This window comes from Streptomyces thermocarboxydus (genome assembly GCF_024760485.1).
GTDB classification, from domain to species: Bacteria; Actinomycetota; Actinomycetes; order Streptomycetales; family Streptomycetaceae; genus Streptomyces; species Streptomyces cellulosae.
Window position 1 is genome coordinate 6694322 of record NZ_CP058273.1, and the last position, 15297, is coordinate 6709618.

Sequence of the window (15297 nt, forward strand, 5' to 3'; positions counted from 1 at the left end):
CGCGGCTCCTCGTCCAGTCGATCATCAGGTGATGGGCAGGGTAGTGCGGGTCCGGGGGCCGGGGGGAGACCCGGGTCACCGTTCGGCGAGCCGGGCGCGGGCCGCCTCCCAGCGCCGGGTGTCGCCGCGCGGCTCGTACCGGGTGAGCGGCTGGGTGCCGGCCAGCAGTCGCCGCATGCCGGCAAGATCACCGACCCGCCCCTGGGTGCGGGCCTGCACGAGCACGTTCCCGAAGGCCGCCGCCTCGGTCGGCCCGGCCACCACCGGCAGCCCGCAGGCGTCGGCGGTGAGCTGGCACAGCAGCGCGTTGCGGGTGCCGCCGCCCACGACGTGCACCACGTCCACGGTCCGTCCGGCGAGCCTCTGCGCGTCCTCGACGGCGGTGCGGTGGGCGAGGGCGAGCGAGTCGAGGATGCAGCGCACGGTCGCGGCTGGGGAGTCCGGCACCGGCTGCCCCGACGCGCGGCACGCCTGCGCGATCCGCTCCGGCATCCGGCCGGGCGCAAGGAACGCGGTGTCCCCGGCGTCCACCACCGACCGCAGCGCCGGCGCCCCGGCCGCCTCCCGCAGCAGCGCGCCCAGGTCCGGCTCGCCCCAGGCGCGCAGGCACTCCTGGAGCAGCCACAGCCCCATGATGTTGCGCAGGTAGCGGACGGTGCCGTCCAGGCCCAGCTCGTTGGTGAAGTTGGCGGCCCGGCTCTCCTCGGTCAGCACGGGCGCCTCCAGCTCGAGCCCGGCCAGCGACCAGGTGCCGGTGCAGATGTACGCGAACCGCTCACCGTCCGCCGGTACGGCGGCCACCGCGGACGCCGTGTCGTGCGAGGCGACCGCCGTCACCGGCACCGGCCCGGCAAGGCCGGTCTCCTCGAGCACCTCGGGCCGCAGCATCCCCGCCGGGTCACCCGGCAGTCGCAGCGGCGCGAACAGCCCGAGGTCGATCCCCAGCCGCTCCGCGATCCCGTGCGCCCAGGTACGGGTGGACGGGTCGATCAGCTGGGTGGTGGAGGCGTTGGTCAGCTCGGTGCCCTGCTCCCCGGTCAGCCAGTACGCGAGCAGGTCGGGCATCAGCAGCAGCCGCTCCGCCTGCGCGAACTGCCGTCTCTCCCGGGCCGCGACGAGCTGGTACAGCGTGTTGAACGGCGCGTACTGCAGCCCGGTCGCCGCGTACAGCTCCGCGGCCGGCACGGTCGCCCACACCTTCTCCGCCACGGTGTCGGTCCGCGGGTCGCGGTAGTGCACGGGGTTGCCCAGCAGCGCCCCGTCCGCGTCGAGCAGCCCGTGGTCGACGGCCCAGCTGTCGATGCCGACGGAGTCCACGTTCCCCGCCGCCCGCAGTCCGTCGAGCACCCCGGTATACAGCCCCAGCACGTCCCAGCGCAGCCCCTCCGGCACCCGCACCGGACGGTTCGGGAACCGGTGCGCCTCCGTCAGCTCCAGGGTGCCGGAGCCCACCCGGCCGACCATGACACGCCCGCTGGACGCGCCGAGGTCGACCGCCGCGTACGTGCCCACGCCGCCGCTCATCGCAGGAAGGCGGCGGCGACGCCGGCGTCGACCGGGACGTGCAGTCCGGTGGTGTGCGTGAGGTCGCCGCCGGTCAGCGCGAACACGGCGTTGGCCACATGCTCGGGCAGCACCTCCCGCTTCAGCAGCGTCCGCTGCGCGTAGAACTCGCCCAGCTTCTCCTCCGGCACCCCGTACACGGCCGCGCGCCGAGCACCCCAGCCGCCCGCGAAGATCCCCGAACCGCGCACCACACCGTCCGGGTTGACGCCGTTGACCCGGATGCCGTGCTCACCCAGCTCCGCCGCCAGCAGCCGCACCTGGTGGGCCTGGTCGGCCTTGGCCGCCGAGTACGCGATGTTGTGGGGACCGGCGAACACGGCGTTCTTGCTGGCGATGTACACGATGTCGCCGCCCAGCCGCTGGGAGATCATCACCCGCGCCGCCTCCCGCGACACCAGGAACGACCCCCGGGCCATGATGGAGTGCTGAAGGTCCCAGTCCTTCGCGGACGTCTCCAGCAGCGGCTTGGAGAGGGAGATCCCGGCGTTGTTCACCACCAGGTCCACCCCGCCGAAGGCCAGCACCGCCTCCCGGAAGGCGGCGGCGATCTGCTCCTCGTCCGTCACGTCCACGGTCACCGCGACGGCCTTGTCCGGCCCGCCCAGCTCCTCGGCGACCCGCGCCGCGTTCTCGCCGTTCAGATCGGCCACGACGACACACGCGCCCTCGGTGGACAGCCGCCGCGCGATGGCCTTCCCGATCCCGTTGCCGGCCCCGGTCACCAGCGCCACCCGCGTCGCCAGCGGCTTCGGCGCCGGCATCCGCCGCAGCTTGGCCTCCTCCAGGGCCCAGTACTCGATGCGGAACTTCTCCGACTCCTCGATCGGCGCGTACGTCGACACCGCCTCGGCGCCGCGCATCACGTTGATCGCGTTGAGGTAGAACTCCCCGGCCACCCGCGCCGTCTGCTTGTCCTTGCCGAAGCTGAACATGCCCACGCCCGGCACCAGCACGATCGCCGGGTCGGCGCCGCGCATCGCGGGGGAGTCCGGCTCGGCGTGCCGCTCGTAGTAGGCGGCGTACTCCCGCCGGTAGTCCGCGTGCAGTTCTTCCAGCCGGGTCACCACCTCGTCGAGCGGCGTGCACGGCGGCAGATCCAGCACGAGCGGCCGCACCTTGGTGCGCAGGAAGTGGTCCGGGCACGACGTCCCGAGCGCGGCCAGCCGGGGATGCCCGGCCCGCGCCAGGAAGTCCAGCACGGTGTCGGAGTCGTCGAAGTGTCCCACCTGCGGCCGGTCCTGCGAGGCGATCGCCCGCACGTACGGCGCGAGAGCAGCGGCCCGCTCCCGCCGCTCGCCCTCCGGCAGAGCTTCGTACCCCTCGACGACAGGCCCGAACGGCTCGGGCCGGCCCCGCTCGGCGAGGAACCGCTCGGCGGTGCGGATGATGTGCAGCGAGTTCCGCTCGCACTCCTCGGAGGTGTCACCCCAGGCGGTGATCCCGTGCCCCCCGAGCACACACCCGATGGCCTGCGGATTGGCGGCCTTGACGGCGGCGATGTCCAGCCCCAGCTGGAACCCGGGCCGCCGCCACGGCACCCACACCACGGTGTCGCCGAAACACTCGGAGGTCAGCTTCTCCCCGTCGGCGGCACACGCCAGCGCGATGCCCGAGTCGGGGTGCAGATGGTCGACGTGGGCGGCGTCGACGAGCCCGTGCATCGCGGTGTCGATGGAGGGCGCGGCACCCCCCTTGCCGTGGAGGCAGTAGTCGAACGCGCCGGCCATCTCGTCCTCGCGCTCCACCCCCGGATACACGTCGACGAGCGCCCGCAGCCGGTCCAGCCGCAACACGGCCAGCCCGCCCTCGGTCAGCGTCCCGAGATCACCCCCGGACCCCTTGACCCACATCAACTCCACGTCACCCCCGGTGACGGGATCGACGTCCCGCCCCTTCGCGGAGGCGTTCCCCCCGGCGTAGTTGGTGTTCCGGGGATCGGCCCCGAGCCGGTGAGACCGAGCGAGCAGAGCAGCGACTTCGCTGTGAACCATGACAACCAGTCCTTGAGGAAGAGGGTGAGCAGGATGCCCCTCAGGGGCGCGCGGAACTGAAACGAGGGCGGGCGAAACGCGCCCTCGGGGGCGCGGGGAACTGCGCGACAAGCCCCCACAGACCCGCACCCCGTGACGAATCAGAACGTCACGCCCCCCACCCCGCCTGCCGACCCCCCACCCGCTCGGCAACGATCTTCTCGGCCCACCCCGACCGCGCATACGCCCCCATCGGATCGGGATCCAACCCCATCTCCTCCCGAACCTCCCGAAGCAGCGGACGCACGTCCGTGTTGAACGCGTCCATCAACACGGCGTTCGCCCCCAGCACATCCCCCTCCCGCTGCGCCGCCGCCAACGCCTCCCGGTCGACCAACAACGCCTTGGCGGTCGCCTCCTGCACGTTCATCACCGACCGCACAATCGCCGGGATCTTCGATTCCACGTTGTGGCACTGATCCAGCATGAACGCCACGTCTCCCGACAGCCCGCCCCCGCGCACCACCTCGTACATGATCCGGAACAGCTGGAACGGGTCGGCCGCGCCGACCATCAGGTCGTCGTCCGCGTAGAACCGCGAGTTGAAGTCGAACCCCCCGAGCTTCCCCTCCCGCAGCAGCGTCGCCACGATGAACTCGATGTTCGTGCCCGGCGCGTGGTGCCCCGTGTCCACCACCACCTGCGCCTTCGGCCCCAGCTTCAGGCAGTGCGCGTACGCCGTCCCCCAGTCGGGGACGTCCGTCGTGTAGAACGCCGGCTCGAACAGCTTGTACTCCAGCAGCATCCGCTGGTCGTCGCCGAGCCGCTCGTACACCTCGGCGAGCGCCCCCGCCAGCCGGTCCTGCCGGGCCCGGATGTCGTCCTGCCCCGGGTAGTTGGTCCCGTCCGCGAACCACAGCTTGAGGTCCTTGGACCCGGTCGCGTCCATGATGTCGACGCACTCCAGCAGATGGTCCACGGCCTTCCGGCGCACGGCCGCGTCCGGGTGGCAGACGGAGCCGAGCCGGTAGTCGTCGTCCTGGAAGGTGTTGGAGTTGATCGCGCCGAGCCGCAGCCCGCGTTCTTCGGCGTGCCGGGCCAGCGCCGCGTAGTCGTCGACCTTGTCCCAGGGGATGTGCAGCGCCACCGTCGGCGCCACACCCGTGAACTCGTGCACCTTCGCCGCGTCGTCCAGTTTCTCGCGCGGATCACGCGGAACACCCTGCTGCGCGAACACCTTGAACCGGGTGCCCGAGTTGCCGTACGCCCACGACGGCGTCTCGACTGCCTGGGTCTTGAGGGCGGCTTTCACCGCGGCGCGCTCGGTCACGTCAGGGCTCCTGTGCCATCGGGTCGTCACGACCAGAGTGAAACGATTCAGAACGCGAAGCTAGGGGTCCCCCGAAGGGGTGTCAACCCCTCCGGCCGCTCCCGTCTCCCGTGACCTGCGCGTGACCCGAACCTGTCGAAAGTTTTTCGACCGTGACCCATTGACGTGACATGCGGGACGCGCCTAACGTCCCGGCAACCCAGTTGAAACCTTTCACGACGTCGTCAGGGCCGACCCGCCGACGTCGTCGAGGAGCCCTCATGACCCACCCGTCCGACACGGGTCCGGCCCCGGTCCTCGCGCTCAAGGGCATCTCGAAGTCCTTCGGCGCGGTCCGCGCGCTGCGGGACGTCTCCCTGGAGCTGTTCCCCGGGGAGGTGCACGCCCTGGCCGGAGAGAACGGAGCCGGCAAGTCCACGCTCATCAAGACGCTCGCCGGAGTGCACCGGCCGGACGCCGGCCAGGTGCTGCTCGACGGCGAGCCCGTCGTCTTCCACGGACCCGGCGACGCCCGCGACGCCGGCATCGCCGTGATCTACCAGGAGCCGACGCTCTTCCCCGACCTGTCGATCGCCGAGAACATCTTCATGGGGCGCCAGCCCCGCCGCGCCCTGCGCCGCATCGACCACAAGGCGACGCACGACGCCACCACCGCCCTGATGCGGCGGCTCGGCGTCGAACTGGACCCGGACCGGCCCGCCCGCGGACTGTCCATCGCCGACCAGCAGATCGTCGAGATCGCCAAGGCGCTCTCCTTCGACGCCCGCGTCCTGATCATGGACGAGCCCACCGCCGCCCTCACCAACAGCGAGGTGGCCCGCCTCTTCGGCGTCGTCCGCGCACTGCGCGACCAGGGCGCGGCCGTCCTGTTCATCTCGCACCGCCTGGAGGAGATCTTCGAGATCTGCCGGACGGTCACCACTCTCCGCGACGGCGCCTGGATCGCGAGCGAGCCGCTCGACGGCATGACCGAGGACGACCTGGTCCGCCGCATGGTCGGCCGCGACCTGGCCGAGCTCTACCCCAAGCAGGACGTGACCCCCGGCGAGGTCGCCCTGAGCGTGCGCCGCCTCACCCGCGAGGGCGTCTTCACCGACGTCTCCTTCGACGTGCGGCGCGGCGAGATCGTGGGGCTCGCCGGACTGGTCGGCGCCGGACGCACCGAGGTGGCCCGCGCGGTGTTCGGCATCGACCGCCGGGACGCCGGCGAGGTGGAGGTCGACGGACGCAAGCTCACCAACGGCGCCCCGTCCACCGCGATGGCCGCCGGGCTCGCCCTGGTCCCCGAGGACCGGCGCGCCCAGGGCCTGGTGATGGACATGTCCATCGAGCGCAACATCGGCCTCACCGGCCTCGGCACCACCGTGAAGGCGGGCCTGATGGACCGCGGCGCCGAACGCAGCCGCTCCCTCGACTGGGCCGTGAAGCTCCGCGTCAAGTACGCCCGCATCGCCGACACGGTCGACACCCTGTCCGGCGGCAACCAGCAGAAGGTCGTCCTCGCCAAGTGGCTCGCCACCGGGCCGAAGGTGCTGATCGTGGACGAGCCCACGCGCGGCATCGACGTCGGCACCAAGGCCGAGGTGCACCGGCTGCTGTCGCAGCTCGCCGCCGACGGCGTGGCCGTCCTGATGATCTCCTCCGATCTGCCCGAGATCCTCGGCATGGCCGACCGCGTGCTGGTGATGCACGAGGGCCGGCTCACCGCCGAGATCCCCCGCACCGACGCCACCGAGGAAACCGTGATGGCCGCAGCCACCGGGAGGGCCGCGTGAGCGACGTACGTGCGGCCGCCGGCCCCCAGACGAACATGACGCCCGCACCTGCGCATCGCGCGGGCGGAGCGGCGCACGGAAGGGGCACGGCATGACGCTCACCGCCCCCGACGAAGCCCCCGTCGCCGAGGTGCCGAAGGCCGGCGCCACCCGGCTGGCGGACCGCGTCTTCAAGATGCGCGAACTCGCCATCCTCGCCGTGTTCCTGGTGATGATCGCCGTCACCCAGGCCGGCAACAGCGCGTTCCTGTCCGAGCAGGGCATCAAGGACCTGCTGCTGAACGCGACCATCCTGGTGCTGGTCGCCACCGGCCAGGCGCTGGTCGTCATCACCCGCAACGTCGACCTGTCCGTCGGCTCCACCCTCGGCATCAGCGCCTTCGCCGCCGGCACCTACCTCCAGGGCGGCGGGAACCCGGTCGTCGCCGTCGCCCTCGCCGTGCTGCTCGGCATCGGCTTCGGCCTGCTCAACGGTCTGCTCGTGTCCCTCGGCCAGGTGCCCGCCCTCGTCGTCACCCTCGGCACGCTGTACATCATCCGCGGAATCGACTCCATCTGGGTCGGCTCCCGGCAGATCACCGCCGCCGACCTCCCCGGCGGGTTCGTCGACTTCGGCTCCGGCGGCATCTCCGCCGTGCCCTACCTGGCGCTGATCGCCCTCGCGGTGCTGGTGGCGACGGCGTACTACCTGCGGCACTTCGGCGGCGGACGCGAGCTGTACGCGCTCGGCTCCAACCCGGAGGCGGCCCGGCTCGCCGGCATCCCGGTGCGCAAGCGCATCCTCGCCGCATACACCTTCTGCGGCGCCCTCGCCGGACTGGCCGGGGCGATGTACCTGGCCCGGTTCGGGAACGTCGACTCCGGCACCGGCAGCGGCTACGAACTCACCGTCGTCAGCGCGGTCGTGGTCGGCGGCGTCGTCTTCACCGGCGGCTCCGGCAGCGTCTACGGCGCCGCCCTCGGCGCGCTGCTGCTCACCTCGATCAACAGCGTGCTGCCCGCGCTCGGCGTCAGCTCCGTGTGGGTGCTCGCCATCAACGGCATCCTGCTCGTCCTCGCCATCGCGGTCGACCGGATCGTCGCGCTGCGCGTGGCCACCGCCCTGAAGAAGAGGAACGCCCGCCATGCCTGACTCCCTCACGCGCGCCGTTCGCTGGGACACGGTCGTCGGCGCCCTGCTCGTGGTCGTCCTGCTGCTGTCGTTCACCACCGTCGACGGCTTCGGCAACGCCCTCAACCTGTCGTTCCTCATCGGCAACACCCTGCCGATCGCGCTGATCGCGCTGCCCATGACGCTGCTCGTGGTGTCCGGCGAGATCGACCTGTCCGTGGCGTCCACCGCGGGTCTGTCCGGCGCGGTGATGGGCGCCCTGTGGAACCAGGGCATGGCCATCGAGACGATCATCCCGCTCTGCCTGCTCCTCGGCGTCGTCTGCGGCCTGGTCAACGGCCTGCTGGTGACCCGCCTCGGGCTGCCCTCGCTCGCCGTCACCATCGGCACCCTCGCCGCCTACCGGGGCATCGCGCAGATCGTGCTCGGCTCCGACGCGGTCACCGACTTCCCCTCCGCCTACCTGGACTTCGCCGCGGGACGCATCGGCGACACGTTCGTCCCGTACGCCTTCCTGCCCTTCCTGGTGCTGCTCGCGATCGCCGTCGTCGCCCTGCACGCCACCCCGTTCGGCCGGTCGCTGTTCGCGATCGGCGCCGGCGAGGAGGCCGCACGGTTCGCCGGCATCCGCGTCAAGCGGCAGAAGCTGATCCTGTTCACGGTGACCGGCCTGATGTCCGCGCTCACCGGCGTCTTCTGGGCGCTGCACTACGCCAGCGCCCGCTACGACAACGCCACCGGCCTCGAACTGTCCGTCGTGGCCGCCGTGCTGCTCGGCGGCATCGACTTCGACGGCGGCAAGGGCACCCTCGGCGGCGCGGTCGCCGGAGTGTTCCTGCTGGGCGCCCTGCAGAACGTGATGAGCCTGAAGGACGTCTCCGCCCAGTCCCAGATCGTCGTCACCGGCGTGCTGCTCGTGCTGTCCGTCCTCGGCCCGCGCGTCGCCCGGCAGATCGCCGTCGCCCGCGCCGGACGTAAGGCCGCCACCGCTCCGGACGCCAAGACGCCCGCACCGACCTCCTGACCTCTCCTCGTCCCCTTAAGGAACCCGCCATGCGCACCGCATCCCTCCGCCGTACCTGTGCGGCCCTCGCCGCCGTCACCTCCCTCGCCCTCGCCGCCACCGCGTGCGGCGGAACCACCAAGGAGGACGTCAAGAACGAGGGCGGCGCCGCCGCCTCCGCCGGCAAGGCCGACCCGAATGCCGCCACCAAGAAGGGCCTCACCGTCGGCTTCCTGCCCAAGCAGGTCAACAACCCGTACTTCACCTCCGCCGACAAGGGCGGCGAGAAGGCCGTGAAGGAGCTCGGCTCCCGCTTCAAGGAGGTCGGCCCCACCAGCGCCACCGACACCGCGGGACAGGTCTCCTACGTCAACACGCTCACCCAGCAGCAGGCCGACGCCATGGCCGTCTCCGCGCAGGATCCGGGCGCCCTGTGCACCGCGCTCAAGCAGGCCATGAAGAACGACATCAAGGTCGTCACCTACGACTCCGACACCAAGCCCGACTGCCGCAACGCCTTCGTCTCCCAGGCGTCCGCGGAGGACCTGGGCCGCACCGAGGTCCAGCTGCTCGCCGAACAGATCGGCTACAAGGGCGAGATCGCGATCCTGTCCGCCGCGCAGACCGCGACCAACCAGAACACCTGGATCGAGTTCATGAAGGACGAGCTCAAGGATCCCAAGTACAAGGACATGAAGCTGGTCAAGGTCGCCTACGGCAACGACGACGCCCAGCAGTCCTTCCAGCAGACCCAGGGCCTGCTCCAGGAATACCCGAACCTCAAGGGGATCATCTCCCCGACCACCGTCGGCATCAAGGCCGCCGCCCAGTACCTGTCCGGCTCCAAGTACAAGGGCAAGGTCAAGCTGACCGGCCTCGGCACCCCCAACGACATGCGCAAGTACGTCAAGAACGGCACCGTCGAGGCGTTCGAGCTCTGGGACCCGGCGAAGCTCGGCGAGCTGGCCGCCCGTACCGCGATCGCGCTCGCCTCCGGCCAGATCACGGGCCAGGAGGGCGAGACGTTCACGGCCGGCGCGATGGGCGAGTACACGATCGGCGAGGACGGCGTGATCAACCTGGGCAAGCCCACCGTCTTCAATGCCGACAACATCGACCAGTTCGACTTCTGACCCCCCGAGCTGCTCTTCGGAAAGGCGGTACTCCGTGCGACGCGTCTGTTTCCTGCTCAAGGTCCGGCAGGACCGCATCGACGAGTACCGCGCACGCCATGGAGCCGTGTGGCCCGAGATGCGCGAGGCGCTCTCGGCCACCGGCTGGCACAACTACTCCCTCTTCCTGCGCGACGACGGCCTCCTCGTCGGGTACCTGGAGACCGAGGACTTCGAGGCCGCGAAGGCCGGCATGGAGGCCACCGAGGTCAACGCCCGCTGGCAGGCCGAGATGGCGCCCTTCTTCGAGTCCCTCGACGGCTCCCGGCCCGACGAGGCGATGACCCCGCTCACCGAGGTCTTCCACCTCGACTGACGGTCACGGGCCCCGCCCGGCCCGTGACCGAAAAGGGGCGGACGTGCGGGTAGTGTGAGGGCCCGCCGCGCCGCCCCCTGTCTCCCCATATCCCTGGAGGTCCCTGCCCGATGGCCCAGTCGGTGGGTATCAAGGACGTCGCCCGCGTCGCCGGAGTCTCCGTCGGCACCGTCTCCAACGTGATCAACCGTCCGGACACGGTCGCCGCCGAGACCCGCGCCCGCGTGCTGTCCGCCATCGACCGGCTCGGCTACGTCCGCAGCGAGTCAGCCCGCCAGCTGCGCGCCGGACGCAGCCGCATCATGGGCCTGCTCGTCCTCGACATGGGCAACCCCTTTTTTGTCGACGTGGCGCGCGGCGCCGAGCGGGCCGCGCGTCAGGCCGGCCTCGGCGTCATGGTCTGCAACAGCGCCCAGAGCCCCGGCGAGGAGGCCGAGTACCTGTCGCTCTTCGCCGAACAGCGGGTGCGGGGCGTGCTCCTCACCCCCGCCGACGCCACCGGCCGCAACATCGAGGCGTTCCGCCGGCACGGCATCCCCTTCGTCCTGGTCGACCGGGTCGCCGAGGGCACCACCGAGTGCTCCGTCTCCGTCGACGACGTGGCCGGCGGCGCCCTGGCCGTACGGCACCTCGTCGACGCCGGGCACCGCTCCCTCGCGTACGTCAGCGGACCGCCCGGACTCAACCAGGTCCGCGACCGCCGCACCGGCGCGCTGAACGCCCTCGCCGAGGCCGGGCTCGGCCCCGACAGCCTGCACGAGCTGCCCACCGAGCGGCTCGACGTCGCCGCCGGACGCGACGCGGGCGCCCGCCTGCTCGGCCTGGCCCGCCGCCCCACCGCCGTGTTCTGCGCCAACGACCTGCTCGCCCTCGGGGTGCTCCAGGCGATGTACGCGGCCGGCGTGGGCGTCCCCGACGACCTCGCCATCGTCGGCTACGACGACATCGAGTTCGCCGCCGCCGCGGCCGTGCCCCTCACCTCCGTCCGCCAGCCCGCCGTCACCATGGGGGCGCTGGCCGCCGAACTGCTGCTCGAGGAGACCGAGGACACCGGCGCCCCGCACGAGCACCGCCGTGTGGTACTGGCACCGGAACTGGTCGTGCGGCGCTCCAGCCTGTCCGCGCGCTGACCGGAATTCAGGAACTTTTTCATGATCCCGGGGTCGTTGGCCGCAGGAACATGTGCTGAACTGGGTCGCGGCCCGACAATCCGTTCGTCCCGGGAGTCCCGTTGACCGACACCTACCGCCAGCCCGGAGTGGTCCTCACCGACCGCCGGTTCACCGTGCCCCTCGATCACGACAACCCCTCCGGGGAGACGATCGAGCTGTACGCGCGCGAGGTCGTCGCCCGGGACAAGGCGGACCGGGACCTGCCCTGGCTGCTGTACCTCCAGGGCGGCCCCGGCTTCGGGGCGAACCGTTTCATCGGGAAGCAGGCCTGGCTCGGCCGCGCCCTGGAGGACTACCGGGTCCTCCTCCTCGACCAGCGCGGCACCGGCGCCTCCACCCCCGCCAACCGGCAGACGCTCCCGCTGCGCGGCGGCCCCGCCGAGCAGGCCGGCTATCTCACCCGCTTCCGCTCCGACGCGATCGTCCGCGACTGCGAGGCCATCCGCCCGCAGGTCACCGGCGGCGCCCGCTGGACCGTGCTCGGCCAGAGCTTCGGCGGTTTCTGCACCGTCACCTACCTGTCCATGGCCCCCGAGGGACTGGACACCGCCCTGATCACCGGCGGCCTGCCCTCCCTCGACGCGCACGCCGACGACGTCTACCGGGCCGCCTACCCGCGCATCGAGCGCAAGGTCGCCGCCCACTACGCCCGCTACCCGCAGGACGTCGAGCGCGCCCGTCGCATCGCCGACCACCTCCTCACCCACGACGTGGTTCTGCCGAACGGCTACCGGTTCACCGTCGAGGCGTTCCAGTCCCTCGGCATGATGCTCGGCAGCGGAGACGGCAGTCACCGCCTGCACTTCCTCCTCGAGGACGCCTTCGTCCCCACCCCGTCCGGCCCGCGGCTCTCCGACGCCTTCCAGGAGGAGGTCCAGAGCCTGCTGTCCTTCGCCGGACATCCGCTCTACGCGCTGATCCACGAGGCGATCTACGCCCAGGACGCCCGCCCCACCGCCTGGTCCGCCGAACGGGTACGCGCCGAGTTCCCGCGGTTCGACGCGGCCAAGGCACTCGCCGGCGACCAGCCCGTGCTGTTCACCGGGGAAACGATTCACCCCTGGATGTTCGACTGCGACCCCGCGCTGCGGCCGCTGCGCGAGACCGCGGAACTCCTCGCGGCCCGCACCGACTGGACCCCGCTGTACGACCCGGCGCGCCTGGCCGCCAACGAGGTGCCGGTCGCGGCGGCCGTCTACCACGACGACATGTACGTCGACACCGCGCACTCCCTGGCCACCGCCCGGACGGTCCGCGGCCTGCGCACCTGGGTGACGGACGAGTTCGAGCACGACGGCGTCCGCACCGGCGGCCCCCGCGTCCTGGACCGCCTGCTGGCCCTGGCCCGCGGCGACGCCTGACCGCGAGGACGTCGGACCTCCAGGGTGCCTAGGGGGCCAAGGGGGCAGCCGCGCGCCCCCGTGCACTGTCGGTGGCGGGGGCTAATCTGCGGAACATGACCGAGCCGACGATCAGTCAACTCCAGCCCATGCCCGACGACTGGCAGCGCGCTCTGGCCGTGGTGGCCCACCCGGACGACCTGGAGTACGGCTGTGCGGCGGCCGTCGCGGCGTGGACCGACGCGGGCCGAGAGGTCTCCTACGTGCTGGCGACCCGCGGCGAGGCGGGCATCGACACCCTGGAGCCGGCCAGGTGCGCGCCGCTCCGGGAGCTCGAACAGCGCGCGAGCGCGGCCGTGGTGGGGGTGTCCGACGTCGCCTTCCTGGACCACAGGGACGGCGTGATCGAGTACGGCCCCGCCCTGCGCCGGGACATCGCGGCGGAGATCCGGCGTCACCGCCCCGAGCTGGTGATCACCCTGAACCACCGGGACACCTGGGGCGGCACCGCCTGGAACACCCCGGACCACGTGGCCGTCGGCCGCGCCGTGCTCGACGCGGCCGGCGACGCGGGCAACCGGTGGATCTTCCCGGAGCTGACCGAGCAGGGGCTGGAGCCCTGGGACGGCGTGCGCTGGGTGGCGGTCGCCGGCTCGAGCGCGCCGACGCACGCGGCGGACGCGACCGCCGGACTGGAGCGGGCGGTGCGCTCCCTGCTGGAGCACCGCACCTACATCGAGGCCCTCACCGACGAGGACCCGGAGACGTACGCGCGCACGCTGCTGACCGGGTTCGCCGAGGAGACGGGCAAGCGGTTCGCCGGCGTTCAGGCGGTCGCCTTCGAGCTGTTCCCGAGGTGAGGGTCGTGGGGGAGGGCGAGGAACAGCTCGCGCGGAGCTTCGAGGAGCACCGAGGTCATCTGAAGGCGGTCGCCTATCGCATGCTCGGCTCGCTCGCCGAGGCGGAGGACGCCGTCCAGGAGGCGTGGCTGCGGCTGGGCCGCATGGAGCCCGGCGAGATCGACAACCTCGGCGGGTGGCTCACCACGGTGACCGGCCGCATCTGCCTGGATCTGCTGCGCTCGCGCACGGCGCGCCGGGAGCAGCCGATGGACGACACGTTCGTCCCGGACCCGGTGATCCGGCCGCTGTCCCGCGTCGACCCGGAGCAGGAGGCGCTGGAGGCCGACTCGGTGGGCATCGCCCTGCTGGTCGTCATGGAGAACCTCGACCCCGACGAGCGGCTGGCGTTCGTGCTGCACGACATGTTCGCCGTGCCCTTCGACGACATCGCCGCGGTGCTGGAGCGCACCCCGGCCGCGACACGGCAGCTCGCGAGCAGGGCCCGCCGCCGGGTCCGCGACACCGCCCCGCCGTCCGACCCGGACACCGCCCGTCAGCGGGAAGCCCTCGACGCGTTCCGCGCCGCCGCGCGCACCGGCGACTTCGAGGCGCTGCTCGCCGTGCTCCACCCGGACGTGGTGCTGCGCGCGGACGCGGGCGCACTGGTCCAGGGCGTGGCCGCCTCCAAGCGTCTCCAGGGCGCGCGGCGGGTCGCCGAGTCGGCGATGCTGTTCTCCCGCTACAACGCGACCGCCCGCATGGTCCTGGTCAACGGCGCCCCGGGCCTGGTCGGCGTGGCCGACGGCCGCGTCGGCTCGGTCCTGACGGCCACGGTCCACGAAGGCCGCATCACGGCGCTGTACGTCCTGGCGGACCCGGAGCGGCTGAGGGATCTGACCCTTCCGGACGAGGAGGACGCTGCCCATGCCTGACGGACGCCTCGACCTCACGGTCCTGGGCTGCGCGACGCCCTACCCGACGGCGGACAACCCGTGCTCCGGCTATCTGGTGTCGAGCGGGAACACCCACGTCTGGATGGACGCGGGCAGTGGGACGCTGGGCCCGCTCCAGCGATACGTGAGGCTGGACGAGCTCGACGCGATCTGGATATCCCATCTCCACGCCGACCACAGCGCGGACCTGCTCACCGCGTACTACGGCCTCCTGTTCTCGGATATCGACCTCCCGTCGCCGATCCCGCTCTACGGCCCGCCCGGAACCGCCGACCGCCTGGCCCACTTCCTCACCAACACGCCGACCCGCAGCCCGGTCGAATCCGCCTTCGCGGTGACGGAGTTGTACGACGGCCACCGGGCGACGGCCGGACCGCTCCGGCTCACCAGCCGGGCGGTGTCGCACGGCATCCCTGCCTTCGCCGTGCGCATCGAGACGGAGGGCGCGTCCCCCGTCTACTCCGGGGACACGGCCCCGTGCCCGAGCCTCACGGAACTGGCCGAGGACTGCGACGCGCTGCTGTGCGAGGCGGAGAGCGACCGGCCGCCGTCCGAGGGCGAACAGGTGCACCACACCCCCGAGGGCGCCGCTGCCACGGCCCGCACGGCCGGGGCCGCCCGTCTGATCGTCACCCACGTGGGCCGCTTCCTGACAGCCCGGCAGGCAGTGACCCGCGCGGCGGCACGATACGACGGTCCGGTCGAGCACGCGGCGTCGGACGTCACCTACTCGATCGGGTGAACCAC

The 15297-nt window shown here is 72.0% G+C and carries 13 protein-coding genes; 10 read left to right on the plus strand and 3 right to left on the minus strand.

From position 1 onward, the window contains the following. Window positions 1-75: 75 nt before the first annotated feature. From AY578_RS30615 to rhaI, 3 genes are all read right to left on the minus strand, one after another. Complete coding sequence (locus tag AY578_RS30615; RefSeq protein WP_026243287.1) at window positions 76-1524, minus strand: rhamnulokinase; 1449 nt, start codon at window positions 1522-1524, stop codon at window positions 76-78. Further along, window positions 1521-3557: a bifunctional rhamnulose-1-phosphate aldolase/short-chain dehydrogenase gene (locus AY578_RS30620; RefSeq protein ID WP_028959028.1), complete on the minus strand. Its 2037-nt coding sequence runs from the start codon at window positions 3555-3557 to the stop codon at window positions 1521-1523. Before AY578_RS30620 ends, AY578_RS30615 begins: the two co-directional genes overlap by 4 nt. A gap of 148 nt (window positions 3558-3705) precedes the next feature. After that, a complete protein-coding gene (rhaI, locus tag AY578_RS30625; protein ID WP_028959027.1) occupies window positions 3706-4866 on the minus strand; it encodes an L-rhamnose isomerase in 1161 nt (386 codons plus the stop codon). A gap of 260 nt (window positions 4867-5126) precedes the next feature. On the opposite strand from rhaI, the gene AY578_RS30630 reads away from it, so the two are divergent. From AY578_RS30630 to AY578_RS30675, 10 genes are all read left to right on the plus strand, one after another. Beyond that, window positions 5127-6641, plus strand: a complete 1515-nt coding sequence (locus tag AY578_RS30630; RefSeq protein ID WP_019521301.1) for a sugar ABC transporter ATP-binding protein — start codon at window positions 5127-5129, stop codon at window positions 6639-6641. 91 nt (window positions 6642-6732) lie between these two features. After that, complete coding sequence (locus AY578_RS30635) at window positions 6733-7773, plus strand: ABC transporter permease (RefSeq protein ID WP_019521300.1); 1041 nt, start codon at window positions 6733-6735, stop codon at window positions 7771-7773. Further along, entirely contained in the window at window positions 7766-8776 is a 1011-nt protein-coding gene (locus AY578_RS30640; RefSeq protein WP_161108710.1) for an ABC transporter permease, read from the plus strand. Before AY578_RS30635 ends, AY578_RS30640 begins: the two co-directional genes overlap by 8 nt. Window positions 8777-8805: 29 nt before the next feature. Further along, complete coding sequence (gene rhaS / locus AY578_RS30645) at window positions 8806-9888, plus strand: rhamnose ABC transporter substrate-binding protein (protein WP_215048410.1); 1083 nt, start codon at window positions 8806-8808, stop codon at window positions 9886-9888. A 34-nt stretch (window positions 9889-9922) separates the two neighbouring features. Beyond that, window positions 9923-10243: an L-rhamnose mutarotase gene (locus tag AY578_RS30650; protein ID WP_019521297.1), complete on the plus strand. Its 321-nt coding sequence runs from the start codon at window positions 9923-9925 to the stop codon at window positions 10241-10243. A 110-nt stretch (window positions 10244-10353) separates the two neighbouring features. Next, on the plus strand, window positions 10354-11373 hold the full coding sequence (locus AY578_RS30655; protein WP_019521296.1) for a LacI family DNA-binding transcriptional regulator: 1020 nt from the start codon (window positions 10354-10356) through the stop codon (window positions 11371-11373). 101 nt (window positions 11374-11474) lie between these two features. Then, entirely contained in the window at window positions 11475-12776 is a 1302-nt protein-coding gene (locus tag AY578_RS30660; RefSeq protein WP_215048411.1) for an alpha/beta fold hydrolase, read from the plus strand. Between the two features lie 95 nt (window positions 12777-12871). Next, window positions 12872-13615, plus strand: a complete 744-nt coding sequence (locus AY578_RS30665) for a PIG-L deacetylase family protein (protein WP_215048412.1) — start codon at window positions 12872-12874, stop codon at window positions 13613-13615. Between the two features lie 5 nt (window positions 13616-13620). Continuing rightward, window positions 13621-14529, plus strand: coding sequence for an RNA polymerase sigma factor SigJ (gene sigJ / locus AY578_RS30670; protein ID WP_161108708.1), 909 nt, complete (start codon window positions 13621-13623; stop codon window positions 14527-14529). Continuing rightward, a complete protein-coding gene (locus AY578_RS30675; RefSeq protein WP_215048413.1) occupies window positions 14522-15292 on the plus strand; it encodes an MBL fold metallo-hydrolase in 771 nt (256 codons plus the stop codon). Before sigJ ends, AY578_RS30675 begins: the two co-directional genes overlap by 8 nt. The last annotated feature ends 5 nt before the right edge of the window (window positions 15293-15297 follow it).